The organism is Methylobacterium fujisawaense (genome assembly GCF_039619325.1).
Classification (GTDB): Bacteria; Pseudomonadota; Alphaproteobacteria; order Rhizobiales; family Beijerinckiaceae; genus Methylobacterium; species Methylobacterium fujisawaense.
On the sequence record NZ_CP155000.1, the window covers coordinates 741,144 to 755,004 of the forward strand.

At 73.4% G+C, this 13,861-nt stretch carries 10 protein-coding genes and 1 pseudogene; 3 read left to right on the plus strand and 8 right to left on the minus strand.

Translation table 11 applies throughout. The features are described 5' to 3' along the window. Positions 1-226 precede the first annotated feature (226 nt). The 3 genes and pseudogenes from ABC766_RS03520 to ABC766_RS03530 form a co-directional block, all read right to left on the minus strand. Positions 227-5,515: an alpha-2-macroglobulin gene (locus ABC766_RS03520; RefSeq protein WP_345821152.1), complete on the minus strand. Its 5,289-nt coding sequence runs from the start codon at positions 5,513-5,515 to the stop codon at positions 227-229. Between the two features lie 146 nt (positions 5,516-5,661). Next, on the minus strand, positions 5,662-5,961 hold the full coding sequence (locus ABC766_RS03525) for an antibiotic biosynthesis monooxygenase family protein (protein ID WP_345821153.1): 300 nt from the start codon (positions 5,959-5,961) through the stop codon (positions 5,662-5,664). Between the two features lie 17 nt (positions 5,962-5,978). After that, positions 5,979-6,380 (minus strand): annotated as a pseudogene (locus tag ABC766_RS03530) (Kdo hydroxylase family protein); the annotation flags it as partial. Positions 6,381-6,658: 278 nt separating this feature from the next. Here ABC766_RS03530 and ABC766_RS03535 point away from each other — a divergent pair. Further along, positions 6,659-7,108, plus strand: coding sequence for a DNA-directed RNA polymerase sigma-70 factor (locus tag ABC766_RS03535; protein ID WP_043347847.1), 450 nt, complete (start codon positions 6,659-6,661; stop codon positions 7,106-7,108). 188 nt (positions 7,109-7,296) lie between these two features. On the opposite strand, the gene ABC766_RS03540 is transcribed toward ABC766_RS03535, so the two are convergent. Next, complete coding sequence (locus tag ABC766_RS03540; protein ID WP_345822661.1) at positions 7,297-8,295, minus strand: GNAT family N-acetyltransferase; 999 nt, start codon at positions 8,293-8,295, stop codon at positions 7,297-7,299. Between the two features lie 150 nt (positions 8,296-8,445). Continuing rightward, on the minus strand, positions 8,446-8,928 hold the full coding sequence (locus ABC766_RS03545) for an Hsp20 family protein (protein WP_345821154.1): 483 nt from the start codon (positions 8,926-8,928) through the stop codon (positions 8,446-8,448). A 205-nt stretch (positions 8,929-9,133) separates the two neighbouring features. Here ABC766_RS03545 and ABC766_RS03550 point away from each other — a divergent pair, with 205 nt between their 5' ends. Continuing rightward, the gene (locus ABC766_RS03550; RefSeq protein ID WP_051044692.1) at positions 9,134-10,168 is read left to right on the plus strand and encodes an alpha/beta fold hydrolase; all 1,035 of its coding nucleotides are present in this window, start codon (positions 9,134-9,136) and stop codon (positions 10,166-10,168) included. A 4-nt stretch (positions 10,169-10,172) separates the two neighbouring features. Here ABC766_RS03550 and ABC766_RS03555 read toward each other — a convergent pair whose 3' ends face one another. Next, a complete protein-coding gene (locus ABC766_RS03555; RefSeq protein ID WP_345821156.1) occupies positions 10,173-10,697 on the minus strand; it encodes a histidine phosphatase family protein in 525 nt (174 codons plus the stop codon). A 215-nt stretch (positions 10,698-10,912) separates the two neighbouring features. On the opposite strand from ABC766_RS03555, the gene ABC766_RS03560 reads away from it, so the two are divergent. Beyond that, on the plus strand, positions 10,913-11,836 hold the full coding sequence (locus tag ABC766_RS03560) for a class I fructose-bisphosphate aldolase (RefSeq protein ID WP_053609180.1): 924 nt from the start codon (positions 10,913-10,915) through the stop codon (positions 11,834-11,836). Positions 11,837-11,851: 15 nt separating this feature from the next. Here ABC766_RS03560 and ABC766_RS03565 read toward each other — a convergent pair whose 3' ends face one another. Both ABC766_RS03565 and ABC766_RS03570 read right to left on the minus strand, forming a co-directional pair. Then, entirely contained in the window at positions 11,852-12,787 is a 936-nt protein-coding gene (locus ABC766_RS03565) for an NAD-dependent epimerase/dehydratase family protein (RefSeq protein ID WP_345821159.1), read from the minus strand. After that, positions 12,784-13,821: a glycosyl transferase gene (locus ABC766_RS03570; protein WP_345821161.1), complete on the minus strand. Its 1,038-nt coding sequence runs from the start codon at positions 13,819-13,821 to the stop codon at positions 12,784-12,786. Before ABC766_RS03570 ends, ABC766_RS03565 begins: the two co-directional genes overlap by 4 nt. Between the last annotated feature and the right edge of the window lie 40 nt (positions 13,822-13,861).

The window sequence follows — 13,861 nt, forward strand, 5'->3', positions numbered from 1 at the left end:
GCAATGCACCATGTGCTCGCCGCAACGCAGCGACCCAGCCCGGCGGGTTGCGCCGTCGCGTCCTCGTCGGGCCCGGACGATGGCCTCGGCACCCCGTCTTTGCGAGCGTGGCGAAGCAATACAGGGCAGCGCCACGCTCACCGACGGCGTGCCGCCCTGGGTCGCTTCGCTGCGCTCGCGATGACGGGAAAGCCCCGTCGGGCGCAGCGCTCGAACGGAATCCGTCCTACTTCGCCGCCCCGACCGTCACGCTGCCCGAGGCGGTCCGGCCGAACCGGGCGGGCCGGTACATGTCCTCCACGGTGGCGCCCGGATGGACGTAGGTTCCGGGGGAGACCGCCCGCACCGTGTAGGCCACGGTGAAGAAGGCCGACTGGCTCGGGTCGCGATCGTAGGCCGCCACGAACCGGTCGTCTCGGAACTCGGTGTGGACCGGCTGCACGTCCGACTTGGCGAAGGCGAGCCCCTGGAGCGCGTCGGCGTCCAGCAGCTTCGGATTGTCGATCTCCAGCCCCGCCGGCAGCGGATCGACCAGCAGGAGCCGCGCCGCCTCCGCCTTGGCCTCCGTGACCTTGAGCACCACCACGAGCCGGTCGTTCTGGCGCAGGCCACTCGCCGGGTCGACGGTGCTGCCGTCGAGGCGGCGGAAGCTGCGCTCGATCGTGTAGCCCTGCTGCGCCGCCGGCTCCGGCACCAGAGGGCTGCCGTTGACGGTCACGGCCACCTGCACAGGCGCGCGGCCGGTATTGGTGAGCTGAACGCCCCGGTCGGCCAGGGCCGCCTCCCGGTAGACCCGGGCCAGCATTCCGGTCTGCGGGGCGCCGTCCACGGTGAACGACAGGGCGCCCGCCTCGTTCGACAGGCTCTCGGCGGCGAGGACCATCCAGGCATTCTCCTGCGTGCTCGTCGACCGCTCGGCCTGCTGCTCCTCGCCGAGCACGGAAGCGGCGGGGCCCAGCGCCCCCTGCGCCAGCCCGCTCTCGGCGGCGAGCGTGATCAGCCCGGCCCCGTCGCGCAGGCGGGAGCCGTAATCGGCGCGATAGACTCCCTTGTCGCGGTCGGCGCGCAGCAGGGTGAGCGCCGAGTCCATCGTCTTGGCGGCCCGTCCGCGGTCGCCCAGCAGAGCCAGGGCGGCGGCGAGTTGCGCCCGCCCGAGGGCGGAGGAGAAGTCGCCGATCTTGGTGTCGGCGAGGTAGCGCAGGTCGCCCATCACCGGTCGGCCGTTCCGGGCGAGCACGTAAGCCGCGTAGGCGAGGTCGGCGCCGCCGTTGCGCACCTCGGTGGCGTTGGCCACGGCGTTGCGCAGGTAGTCCAGCGCCTGGGCGAAGGCCTTCTGCGGCACCGCGAAGCCGCGCTCGCGGGCGCGGGTGAGGAAGTCGGTCACGTAGGCGTCGAGCCAGAGATCGCTCGACCCCTGCGCCGACCACAGGCCGAAATCGCCGCTCGAATCCTGGCGGGCGAGCAGGCGCTCGATCGATTCGCGCACCCGATCGTCGGCGCCGTTGTCGAGGGCGAGCTTCTCCAGGGCCGCGAGCTTGTTGACGTAGAGCAGCGGCATCGCCCGGCTCACCACCTGCTCGGAGCAGCCGTAGGGGTAGCGGTCGAGCGCCCGGAGCAGCGCCGCCACATCGACCCCCGGCAGGGGTGTGGCCGAGAGCGAAACGCTGCCGGTCCCCGGCTGCAGGTCGGCGAGGAGGTCCGATGTCAGCGTCAGCCCCGCCCCGGGGGCGAGGCTGCGCACCGAGCGGCGCAGCAGCGCGCCGGTCCCCGGCGAGATCCCCAGGGCGAAGCTCTGGTTCAGGGTGGACGGGAGCCCGGGCCCCGACAAAGCGAGGTCGAGGCGGGCCGTGCCCGGTCCTGCGGCCGTGAGCGGGATCGCGAACTGGCCCTTGGCGCCGGCCTCCAGCCGCAGCGTCTGGCGCAGTGCGCTGGCGCCGACCACCACCGGGCCGGTCGGGCTCAGGTCGACCGTGTAATCGCCCGCCTGCCCCTCGACGTTGTCGAGGGCCACGAACAGGCGCGAGCGGTCGCCGGTGTCGAGGAAGCGCGGCAGCGTGGCGCTGAGCACGACCGGGTCGCGGATGATCACGTCGGCCTGGGCCTGCCCGACCCGGTCGCCGCTCCAGGCGGTGACCATGACGCGGCCGGTGCCGTTGAAGGCCGGGATCGGGAAGGTGACGCTGGCCGCGCCGTCCGGCCCCACGGTCACGATTCCGGAATAGAGCGCCAGCGGCGCCTGGGTCGGCGGGGAATCGGCGAGCTCGCCGCCGCCCGCGTCGCCGCCGGAGCGGATCGCCCCGGCCGAGCCCTGCATGCCGTCGATCAGGTAACCGTAGAGATCGCGGACCTCCGGCCCGAGCGCCTTCTGGCCGAGGAAGTACTGGGTCGGATCCGGCGCCGCGTAGCGGGTCAGGTTGAGGATGCCGACATCGACGAGGGCCACGGTGATCCGCGCCGGCGCGCCGGATCTCAGGCCCGCGAGCTGGACCGGCAGGGTCAGGTCCTGGCGCGGGCGCGCCCGCTCCGGCGCCTTCAGGGCGACCCCGAGGCTGCGCCGCTCCCGGTCCACAGAGAACCACGCCAGACCCAGCGCCCGGCCCGGAAGGCGCTTGGCCGCCTGGTCGAGGGGCCGGTAGGCGGTGGCCACCAGGTAGGCGCCGGCGCCCCACTCGGCCTTCACCGGGATGCTGACCGTGGTGCCGCCCTCCGGCACGCTGACCTCCAGGGTCTGGTGCACGCGGTCGCTGACGACCATCAGGCTGGCCTGACCCTTGAACGTCGGGCTGAGCTTGGCCCGCAGCGTGTCGCCAGCCGCGTAGGCGGCCTTGTCGAGGGTCAGGTCGAGGAGGTCGGGCGCCTCCGCGGTCTCGGAGCCGCCCCAGCCCACCTCGAAGCCGAGGCTCGCGGTCGCCTCCGGGGCACCCGCGGCCGAGACCTCCAGCCGATAGCGGCCGAGTCCGACCGGCGCCTCGATCCGGCTCGGACCGGCGGCCGTGAGGTCGACGGTGCCGCTGGCGACGCGCCGGGCGGACTTGACCGCCTCGAACGACCAGCGCCCGTCCGCCCGATACCACTGGTAGGAGGAATCGATCCGCGACAGGGTCCAGCTCACGCCCGGCCGGGCGAGGAGCGCCCCGTCGGGGCGCGCGAACACCACGTCGAAGCCCGTGACCCCGCCCTCTTTCAGGTCGGTGAAGCCCTTGCGCAGGGCGAGGACCGGGCCGGCCGGGAGGATCGGCAGGGTCAGGCTGCGCGACAGGGCCCGGCCGCCGGGCTCGCCGACCGCCAGCGTGATCTTCGCCTCCAGAGTCCGTGGCGCCGCGACCTGGGGCACCGGCACCGTGACGGTGGCGCCGCCCTGCGCGTTCGTGGTGGCGTGGTCCTGCAGTTCCTGCGTCGCCGGCTCCACCGCCTCGTCGTCGAGACCGATGGCGTAGGCCTCGAGCCCCTTGATGCCGCTCGTCGCGGCCGCCTGCACGGTGACGCTGCCCGACACGTCGAGATCGGCGCCCGGGGCGCCGTAGAGGTAGCGGGCGGCGACGTCGACCTGCGCGGCCTCGCCCCGGTTCAGGGCCGCCTGCCGGGCCTTGAGGGTCACCTCCAGCCGCTCGGGGACGTAATCCTCCACGAGGAAGCTGGTCTCGCCTATCGCGGGCGCCTTCGGGTCCGTGTAGGCCGAAACCCGCCATGTGCCGTGCATCGCCCCCGACAGGAGCGGCAGCGGCAGGGCGCGGCCGCCGAGCCCCTGGTCGGGCACTGAGACGCGCCGGTACTCGACGCCGTCCGGCCGCTTGACCACCAGGGTCAGCGGCAGGTCCGGCACGGCGGTGCCGCGGGGATCGCGCAGCAGGGCGGTGAGCTGGACGGTCTCGCCTGTGCGATAGACCCCGCGCTCCGGGAACAGGTAGGCGTCGAGGCCGCCGGTCTCGGGCCGCCCCTTCACGCCGCGGTCGGTGAGGTCGAAGGCGCCGAGGTTGAGGTCGAGGAAGCCGTAATCGCCGCCCGCCTGGGCGACCACGAGGCTCGGCGCCAAGCCGCCCTCCCCGCGGGCGAGACCCGGATCGAAGGCGACGTGCCCCTGCGAATCCGTGGTCCGCGTGCCCAGCACCTCGTTGTTGCGGGCGATCAGCCGGATCTCGGCGCCCGCCATCACCTGCGCGGAGGCCAGCGAACGCAGGACCACGGTGACCCCGTCCCGGCCCTTGGTGGCGGTGAGTCCCAGGTCGGAGACCACGAACCACTGGGTCGCCTGCGTATCGTATTCCTCGTCGGAGGCGGCCGTGCCCGAGGGGCGGGCCAGCATCACGTAGAGGCCGGGCTCCAGCTTGCCCACGGCCTGCAGCACCGGGAAGGCGGTGACGGCCTCCTGATTGATCTCGGCGTTGGCGGTGTCGAGGGTGCCCTTCCAGACGCGCTGGCCCTTCTCGGAGGCGATCGTCCGGGCGGTGGACCCGCTGAGCTGGCCCAGGAAGTCCTCCGACCGCAGGGTCGGCAGCAGGCTGCGGTCGCCGATGCGCAGCACCTCGACGTCGAGCTTCGGCGCGTTCACCGAGACCAGGGGCACGCCCGCCTGCCCCGTGCGCGGCAGGACGTAGTTGCGCCCGGTGAAGCGCACCTGCGGGGCGCGGTCGCGGACGTAGATCTCGTAATCGGCGGCCTTGAGCAGGCTCTCGCCGACGGCCGACGGCAGGCCGGGGCGGACCACGATGGCGTAGCGGCCGCCGTGCTTGAGCCCGTCGACGCAGACCTGGGAGCCCTCCCCGGTCACCGCGGCCGCGGTGCTGCCCGAGACGGCGACGAAGGGGGCGTAGTCGGTCTTGGGCTTGATCGCCTCCGAGAAGGTGAAGCAGGCCCGCGGGGCGGCCGCGTCGGAATCGACCTTGTAGTCGAGGATGCGGAAGCCGTGCTGCGCCCGCAGGGTCTCGTAGGTCTCCCGGACCGAACCGGTCTCGGCCAGGACGAGGCTCGCCGCGTAGGCGTCCAGCGCCGGGCGCCAGGATTCCTGCTCGGCTTCCGCGGCGCCGAGCGCGGCCAGCGACGCCGCGGCGTCGGCGGCCGTGCCGGCGCGCTCGTAGGCGCGGTAGGCGGCGGCCGTCACCCGCCCGCGCAGGCGCGACCGGCCCTGATAGTCGTTGTCCTCGAGCGCGCCCAGGGCCGCCGCGGCCCCGCGGGCATAGGCCTGCCAGTTGCGCGCGTCGGCCGGGTCGGCCGCCACTGCGGCGGCGAGCGGCGCCAGCGCCTCGTCCGGCTTGTCGGCGGTGAGCAGGGCCAGCCCGGCGGCGCGGAACTGGCCGGCCGGCCGCAGCGGTCCGCCGGCTTCCGCCTTCAGCGCGGTCTCCAGGCGGACCGCCGCGCTGGCGAGGTCGGCCCGGACGAAGCTCTTCGCGAACGACGCCGATGCGGCCGACACCGGCCGTGCGGTCGTGCGGGCCGCCGGCGCGGTCTGGGCGAGGGCCGGCCCCGCGATCCATCCGAGGAGCGCCAGGGCACCCGCGAGCTGTCCGAGCCGCGCCATCAGCCTGTTCCCCAGCCTGGTTCCCGCCTGCCGCGCCCCCGATGATTCGCTTCGGGTTCGCTCATGCGGGAGCCTAGCACCGGAGGCGCGCGCCGCAACGCGTCGCCCCTCTGGCGGGCGCCGTCCGGGGCGCCGCGCGGCGGCGCTCAGAACGCCTTCAGAACCTGCTCGGTATGCTCGACGGCCACCGGTCCAGCGAAGCAGTGGGAGACCAGGGCGCGATACTCCTGCCAGGGCTTCGAGCCGGTGAAGTCCTTGGTGTGGGCCTCCAGCGTGTCCCAGTGGATCAGCAGCCGGTAGCGCTGCGGATGCTCGACGGAGCGCCGCACCTCGAAGGCCCGGCAGCCCTTGGCCGCCTTGAAGATCGCCGAGGCTTCGGTGATGCCTGCCTCGAACTCGGCCTCCATGCCGGGCTTGATCTCGATCTGCGCGATCTCGAGGATCATGGTCTGATGTCCTTGTCTCAGGTGCGGAGGAGGCGGCCGAGCTTGGCCGCCAGGATGCGATGCGGGCTTGAAGAGGGGTCGGCCTGAGCCGAGACCGGCAGATAGGCGGTCTGCTCCAGCATGGAACGGCCGCCCATGGCCCCGTGCATCACGAGGTCCGAGAAAGTGCCGCAGGTCTCGCCGGGTTGGAAGTCCACGTCGGCCTGGGGCGACTCGGCCTGACAGGTCTCGTCCCGCTTCAGTGCGTCGTGCAGGTGCCGCATCAGGTGGTCGTATCCCGAGCGCTTGGCCTTGGTGACGCGCAGGGCCGCGAGCAGCCGCGCCGAGAGCGGTGCGTAGCCCGGCAGCCGCGGCATAAGCCCCTCCGCCATCGACCTGAAATCCTCGCCGATCCGCCAGCGCCGCGGCTCGCCCGCCGCCCCCGCCTCCGGCGCCCGGACGAGGAAGCCGGGCGCCTCGTCGGAGGCGATCCTGCGGATCGGGGTGATCATCGTCGGCGGACTGACGGCCGTCCTGGTCTCCGGCCCCTGGCGCCGAGCCGCCGGGGGAGGCCAGGGCCGCGCATTTCCGGTGGATGACACCCGCCGTCCACCGACACGGCGCGGCCCCCCTCGCCCCTCGGCTTGCGCAACCGCTTCGTTCCCGGCACGTTCCCCCGCGAGTAACCGGCCCGAGAGCCCGGCGGAGGTTGGCGCCGATGGCGACGTTGAAGGAATTCGAAGAGGCCCTGCGCGAGCACGGCATGAACATGGCGTTGGCGCTTCTGGAGCGCCTGCGCGAGCGCGACCGCGCGACCCGCACGGTGAAGCCCGCCCGGCGCCTGACGGGTCAGAAGATGACCCCGGAGCTCGCCCGGGCGATCCTCGACCTGCACGCCACGACCGGCATGACCCAGCAGGAGATCGCCTTCAAGGTCGGGGTCAACCAGGGCCGCGTGAACGAGGTGATCAAGCGCGGCAAGTGGCTGACCGACGATCCCACGGCCCCGGAGGCCGTGGCCCGCGACAAGGCGGTCGCCCGGATGCGCGGCGACCCGAAGCCCAAGAAGCCGCCCGTTGCCCGCGCCGCCTCCGCGCGGGCCAAGGAACGCAAGGCCGCGCCGCCGAAGGCACGCAACCAGGGTCAGCTGGCGCTGGGGGATCTGTAGGGACGGGGCCGAAGGGTTCGTTGCTCCCGACAAGTCCCCTCATCCTGAGGTGACCGCAAAGCGGGCCCGAAGGCGGGCTCCGGGGATCGCGCGGCTGGCTGGACGTCTCCGTCGAGGCGGCCACTGCGCGCCCGTACCTCAGGATGAGGAGGGGTGGCTGGATGACGGCCTCGGGCCGCGCCGGCCCCTCACCCGGCCGGCGCGAAATGGCCCCGGTAGCGCGCCCCGATCACCTCCACCGGCAGCGCCACGAACACGTCCGTCGTACCGAACTGGTGGTCGATCACCGCGCCGTCGCCGAAGGTCGCGCCGAGGCGCAGGTAGCCCTTGATCAGCGGCGGCAGGGCGTGAAGCGCGGCCTTTGTGTCCACGGCCTCCTTCGGCATCCGGTCCATCGCCACGGCACGCTTCGGCAGTGCCCGGGCTCGCCAGCCCTCCGGCGCGCGGGCATGGTGGTGCAGGAAGGCGAGCGGCAGGGCCAGCCGGTCCGGATCGGTGCCCTCCAGGCTGGCGCAGCCGATCAGCGCGTCGATCTTATGGTGCAGGACGTAGGCGTAGATCCCCTGCCAGAGCAGCTCGACGGTGCGCTTGCTCCGGTACGGCTTGAGCACGCAGGAACGGCCGAGTTCCAGGAGCCGCCGATGCCCCTGGGCGGCCAGCAGCGGCGCGAGGTCGTACTCGCTCTCGGAATAGAAGCCGGTATGCCGCTCGGCCACCGCGCCGCGCAGCAACCGGTAGGTGCCGACGACCTTCGGACGCGGCTCGACGAAGGGCTTCTTCCGCTTCGGGGCGGCATGGTCGAGGACGAGGAGGTGATCGCAGACCGCGTCGTAGCTGTCGACGTCGCGCCGGGACAGGGCGGCGAGCCCGGAGGGCACCGCCGACATCTCCTCGTAGAAGACCTTGTAGCGCAGCCGCTGCGCCCGCCGGATCTCGGATTTTCGCGTCGCCAGCCGCACCTCCAGGCTGCCGATGCGGCCGAGGCTGCGCCCCTCGAACGGCTCCGGCAGGCGGATCGCCCGCTCGGCTGAGAGGAGATCGGCGATTCCGTTCGCCCCCTCGACGCCCGGGAGCGGCATCGACCGGCGGCGCAGCTTCGCGATCGGCGCGCCGACCCCCCATTGCACGCCCTTGTGCCAGCCGGCTCCGAGCGCGCTGTAGGCTCCGCGGGCGAGATTGGCGACCATGGTCGGGTTCACTCCGGGTGCGCGTCCGTGCACCGTCGAATCCGACACAGAGCACGAAGGGCACACGCCATTATGACAGCCCACGCAAGAAAGCGCCCCGGCCGGGGCCGGGGCGCTCCATCAACCTGACGGTTCCGCGCGGGCGCGGGATCAGGCGGCCTGCGGGACCGCGCCCTTGCGGACATCGCCCTCGATCACCGGGGCGCTGGGGCGCGCCGCCGTGGCGATCTCGATGCGGCGGGGCTTCTTCGCCTCCGGAACCTCGCGGACGAGGTCGATGTGGAGGAGGCCGTTCTCGAGCGCGGCACCCGTCACCTGGACGTGGTCGGCGAGCTGGAACCGGCGCTCGAAGGCGCGGGCCGCGATGCCCTGGTGCAGGAACTCCGCCTTGCCCTCGGCCTTGCGCTCGCCCTTCAGCGTGAGGGCGTTCTCCCGCACCTCGATCGACAGGTCGGACTCTGTGAAGCCGGCGACCGCGACGGTGATGCGGTAGGCGTTCTCGCCGGTCCGCTCGATGTTGTAGGGCGGATAGGTCGGGGCCGCCTCGGCGCTCGCGAACTGGTCGAGGGCGGAGAACAGGCGGTCGAAGCCGACGGTGGAACGGTACAGAGGAGCGAGATCGAACTGACGCATGACATATCCTCGTGTGAGCAACATGCAATTCCGGTCCGCCCGATGGGCCGGACCCGTCTTTCGTGCCGCCTGACGGCCGGCACAGACGAGATATCGGAGGGGGAAAATCGCCCTTCAAGACCCCGGGCGATGGCAGGAATCGCAATTTTTTCGCTACGGTCCGCGGGTGCAGCGGGCGGTGCACGGACGCGCTGAGGTGAGGCCAGTGAGACGCTTCGACGGTGGTACCGGGCGCGAGCCGCCGCTCCTGACCCTGCGCAGCACGCCCGACAATCCGGTCCCGCCGGGCGGCACGCTGATCGCGGTCGGCACGCGCGACGATTGCACCCTGCGGGCGGCCTACTGGCAGACGACGGCGCGGACCTGCCGGGGTACGGTCTGCCTGCTCCAGGGCCGGGCCGAGTTCATCGAGAAGTACTACGAGACGATCCACGAGCTGCGGGCGCGGGGCTTCGCGGTCGTCGCCTTCGACTGGCGCGGCCAGGGCGAATCGGACCGGCGGGTGGACAATCCCCACAAGGGCCACGTCGCCCGGTTCGACGATTACCGCCTCGACCTGCGGGCCGTGGCCGAGACCGTCCTGGTGCCCCTGATGCCCGAGCCCCATGTCGGCCTCGCGCATTCCATGGGCGGATGCGTCGCTCTCCTGGGCGCCCTGGACGGCTGGCTGCCGTTCCGGCGGCTGGTGACCGTGGCCCCGATGCTGTCGATCCGGATGATCCGCTGGCCGGCCGGCGCCGCGCTGCTGTCGCAGGGCCTGCACCGTCTGGGCCTCGGGAGCCGGTACATCCCGCTCGGCAAGCCGGTCTCGATCGCCACCAACCCCTTTGCCGGCAACAGGCTGTCGCGGGATCCGGTCCGCTACGCCCGCAATGCCGCGGCGGCCCGGGAGGTCGGCGCCGGCGCGGTCGGCGATCCGACGATCGCGTGGCTCGCCGAGGCGTTCCGCGCGATGGCACGCCTGCGCGACCCGCGGGCGGCGCCGCGGATCACGCTGCCGACCCTGATCGTCGCGGCGGGGGCCGACCCGGTTTGCGGCACGCCGGACACCGAGCGCTTCGCGGCCCGGCTGAAGGCCGGCCATATCCTGGTCCTGCCGGATTCCCGGCACGAGATCCTCACCGAGCGGGACGCGATCCGGCAGGATTTCTGGGCGGCCTTCGAGGCCTTCGTGCCGGGCTCGCCCCTGCCGAGCCACGCCGAGGTCGAGGCGCACGCCGTCGCGGTGCCGGTCGCCTGAGGCGTCAGCCGGCCAGATCCGGGTCGATGTCCCGCGGGCGCACGAACCGCTCCAGGCGTCCCCGGCCCGGCGCGACCTCGGCCCAGAGGTCGCCCGCGAAGTCGATCACCGCGTAGGCCGCGGTCGGGAATTCCAGGGCGAGGCGGTCCCGCGCCGCCCGCGGACCCTCCCCCGCCAGCCCCGCCGCGAGGTCGCCGAGTCCCGGATTGTGGCCGACGACGATCACCGTGCCGGCGGTGTCGGGCGCCTCCCGGATCACCGCGAGAATCCGCTGCGCCGGCGCCTCGTAGATCTCGGGCCGCCAGCGCGTCTCGGGATTGCCGAGCGTGGCCGCCATCGCCTCCCAGGTCTCGCGCGTCCGTGCAGCGGTCGAGACCAGGGCGAGATCCGGGCAGAGGCCTTCCCGCGCGAGGTGGGCGCCCACCGCCGGGGCCGCCCGCCGGCCGCGGGCATTGAGCGGGCGCTCGTGATCCGCCACGCCCGGCGGACGGTCGGACTTCGCGTGCCGCAACAGGATCAGCCTGCGCATGAGCGAACCTCTGATGCGAATCTCTGGGCCGATCCCGGGGCTTTCAGCCACCGGATTCCGGGCGCCCATCTCCCCATCCGGTTAGCCGAAAGCGCCGCGTGCGGGAACCTCGGTTTTGCCCGCCCCGTTCCGAAGGCGGGCCGTCCGCGCACGGCATGGCACGGCGTACGGCGCAGGGCATGCGGCGCGACGGTCTCCGAACAGGAGGCTGCCCGATGGACCGATCCCCACGCGTCACCGAGATCCTGTCGTGGTACGGGGCTGACAGCCCCGGGACGCTCGCCAACCTCGCCCGGATGCTGGAGCACGGAAAGCTCGGCGGCACCGGCAAGATGCTGATCCTGCCGGTGGATCAGGGTTTCGAGCACGGTCCTGCCCGGAGCTTCGGCCCGAATCCGCCGGCCTACGACCCGCTGTACCATTTCGAGCTGGCCCTGGCGGCGGGGTGCAACGCCTACGCGGCGCCGCTCGGCTTCCTGGAGGCGGGGGCGCGGGACTATGCCGGGCGCATCCCCTTGATCCTCAAGCTCAACGACCACGACCTCCTGGCCGACGAGGACGATCCCGAGCAGGCGATCACCGGCTCGGTGGCGGACGCCCTGCGGCTCGGCGCCTGCGCCGTCGGCTTCACGATCTATCCGGGCTCCGCCCACCGCAACGCCATGTACGGCCAGATTCGGGCGATCGCCGAAGAGGCCAAGAGCGTCGGGCTCGCCGTGGTGATCTGGTCCTACGCCCGCGGCTCGGCCCTGTCGAAGGCGGGCGAGACCGCCATCGACGTCATCGGCTACGCGGCGCAGATCGCCGCGCAGCTCGGCGCGCACATCATCAAGGTGAAGCTGCCCACCGCCCATATCGAGCAACCGGCGGCCAAGAAGGTCTACGAAGCCACCGGCATCCCGATCGGCACCGCGGCCGAGCGCGTCCGCCACGTGGTGCAATGCGCCTTCAACGGCCGGCGAATCGTGATCTTCTCCGGCGGTGCCCACGCCGAGGAGGCCCCCTTCCTCGACGAGATCCGCGCCATCCAGGCGGGCGGCGGCTTCGGCTCGATCGTGGGCCGCAACGCCTTCCAGCGCTCGAAGGCGGACGCCCTGTCGCTGCTCGGTACGATCACCGACATCTACGCGGGCGGCTGAGCTTGGCCCGCGCCGTCAGCCGCCGTCGCGGGCCAGCCGGGCGAGTCCGTCGCGGGTCGGCCCGGCCGGCCGCCAGCCGAGGGCCGCGAGGCCGTCGGCGCGGGCGACGAGCCCCTCGGCGACGCGGGCGAACTGCGCGTCCCGGCCGGTCAGCCGGCAGGCCAGCTTGATGAGCCCGGCCGGCACCGGGACGAGGCCCGGGCCGCGGCCGAGGCCCTGGCGGAGGGACGCGATCATCTCGGGCAGGCTGAGCGGATCCGGGTCGGCCGCGATGAGGGCGCGGTTCAGGGGGCCGGGCGCCGCCAGCGCCGCGTCCACGGCGCCCGACAAGCTCTCCAGGGAGATCAGCGAGCGCCGCGCCGCGAGGCCGCCCAGCGGCAGCGGATAGGGGCTGCGCGCCAGCCGCAGCAGGGCGGCCATGTTGCCCTTCACGCCCGCCCCGTAGACGAGGACCGGGCGCAGGGCGACCCAGTCCAGCCCGGTCTCGGCGAGCGCCCGCTCGGCCTCCAGCTTGGAGCGGCCGTAGGCGTCGGTGGGCCGGGGCTGATCGCCCTCCCCGACCACGCCCGGTGCGCTCGCCCCGACCTGGGCGCGGATCGAGGACAGGAACACGAAGCGGCGCACCTTCGCGCGCGCCGCCGCCTCCGCGAGCTTGCGCGTCGCCTCGGTGTTGAGCGTCCGGTAATCGTCCTCCGGGGCGCCAGACGGCGTCGGGCCGAGGTTGGCGTGGGCGAGGCCCGCCGAGTGCACCACCGCGTCGACGCCGCTGAGGGCCGCCGCCATGTTGATCGGGCGCGTCAGGTCGCCGACCACAGCGCTCGCGGCGCCCTCCGGCACGCTCGTCGGCCGGCGCAGCAGCACGCGGACCCGGTAGCCGCGCGCGGTGAGGTCGGCGAGCAGATGGCGGCCGATGAAGCCGGTCGCCCCGGTGAGCGCGATGAGTCCGGTCACGGCTGAGCGGCACCTTCGGCTGGGGCCGGCGCCGGGGCGCGGGCGAAGCGGCGGAGCAGGGCGGCGACCAGGGCGAGCCCGGCTGCCAGGGCGGCGAGCGTGACCGGCCAGGACGGCCAAAGCAAGGTCGCGGCGGCGAGCGCCGCCAGGGCGAGATTGGCCGCCAACACGCGGCCCACCACGCCGGGGACGCTGAGCCCGTTGACGGTGGCCCGCTGGTAATGGTGACCGCGATGGGCTTCCCAGACCCGCTCGCCCCGCGCCGCCCGGGCGCCGAGGGTCAGGCTGGCATCGGCGAGATAGACGAGCGGCAGCAGCAGGGCCGCGGCGAGGCCGCCCGCCAGGGCCAGCTGGCACAGCAGCCAGGCAGTGACGAGCCCGATCGGCAGCGAGCCGACATCCCCGAGGAAGAGCTTTGCGACCGGCCGGTTGAACGGCGCGAAGCCGAGCACCGCGCCCAGGAGGCTCGCCGCAACCAGCGTCGGCAGCGGCGGCAGGCGCCCGGCGAGGCCGAACAGCAGAAGCGCGCCCGCCACCGGGACGATCTCCGCCACCGTCATCCAGTCGAGCCCGTCCATGAAGTTCGTCAGGTTGACGAACCACAGGCCCGCCAGCAGCGCGAGGCCGCGCTCCAGCCAGAGCGGCAGCCCGGGCAGCAAGCGCCCGTCCACGTGCCAGACCAGCAGGCCGACCACCAGAGCCTGCACGGCGAGCCGCAGCGCGGCCGGCAGCGGCCGGATGTCGTCCACCGCACCGAGGAGCGCCAGGGCCAGGGCGCCGCCGGCGAGCCAGATCCAGTCCGGACGGCCTCCGATCTCCGGCGCCGCGATCAGCAGGCCCGAGATCGTGACGAACGCCGTGACCACGGCGATTCCGCCCCCCTGCGGGGTCGGCACGGTGTGGCTCGAGCGGGCATTCGGCCGGGCCAGGGCGTAGCGCTGCAGCAGCGGGCGCAGGCGCAGGATCAGGCCCGCCGAGAGGGCGGCGGCGAAGGGCACCGCCAGCAGCAGGATCGTGGGCAGGGCGGACGGCATCGCGGACGGTATCTCGGACGGCATTTCGGACGGCAATGGC

Coding starts and splice junctions, on each gene's coding strand:
- ABC766_RS03525 (WP_345821153.1), bottom strand. CDS start 5,961: ATGATCCTCGAGATCGCGCAGATCGAGATCAAGCCCGGCATGGAGGCC.
- ABC766_RS03570 (WP_345821161.1), bottom strand. CDS start 13,821: ATGCCGTCCGCCCTGCCCACGATCCTGCTGCTGGCGGTGCCCTTCGCC.
- ABC766_RS03540 (WP_345822661.1), bottom strand. CDS start 8,295: ATGGTCGCCAATCTCGCCCGCGGAGCCTACAGCGCGCTCGGAGCCGGC.
- ABC766_RS03545 (WP_345821154.1), bottom strand. CDS start 8,928: ATGCGTCAGTTCGATCTCGCTCCTCTGTACCGTTCCACCGTCGGCTTC.
- ABC766_RS03560 (WP_053609180.1), top strand. CDS start 10,913: ATGGACCGATCCCCACGCGTCACCGAGATCCTGTCGTGGTACGGGGCT.
- ABC766_RS03520 (WP_345821152.1), bottom strand. CDS start 5,515: ATGGCGCGGCTCGGACAGCTCGCGGGTGCCCTGGCGCTCCTCGGATGG.
- ABC766_RS03535 (WP_043347847.1), top strand. CDS start 6,659: ATGGCGACGTTGAAGGAATTCGAAGAGGCCCTGCGCGAGCACGGCATG.
- ABC766_RS03555 (WP_345821156.1), bottom strand. CDS start 10,697: ATGCGCAGGCTGATCCTGTTGCGGCACGCGAAGTCCGACCGTCCGCCG.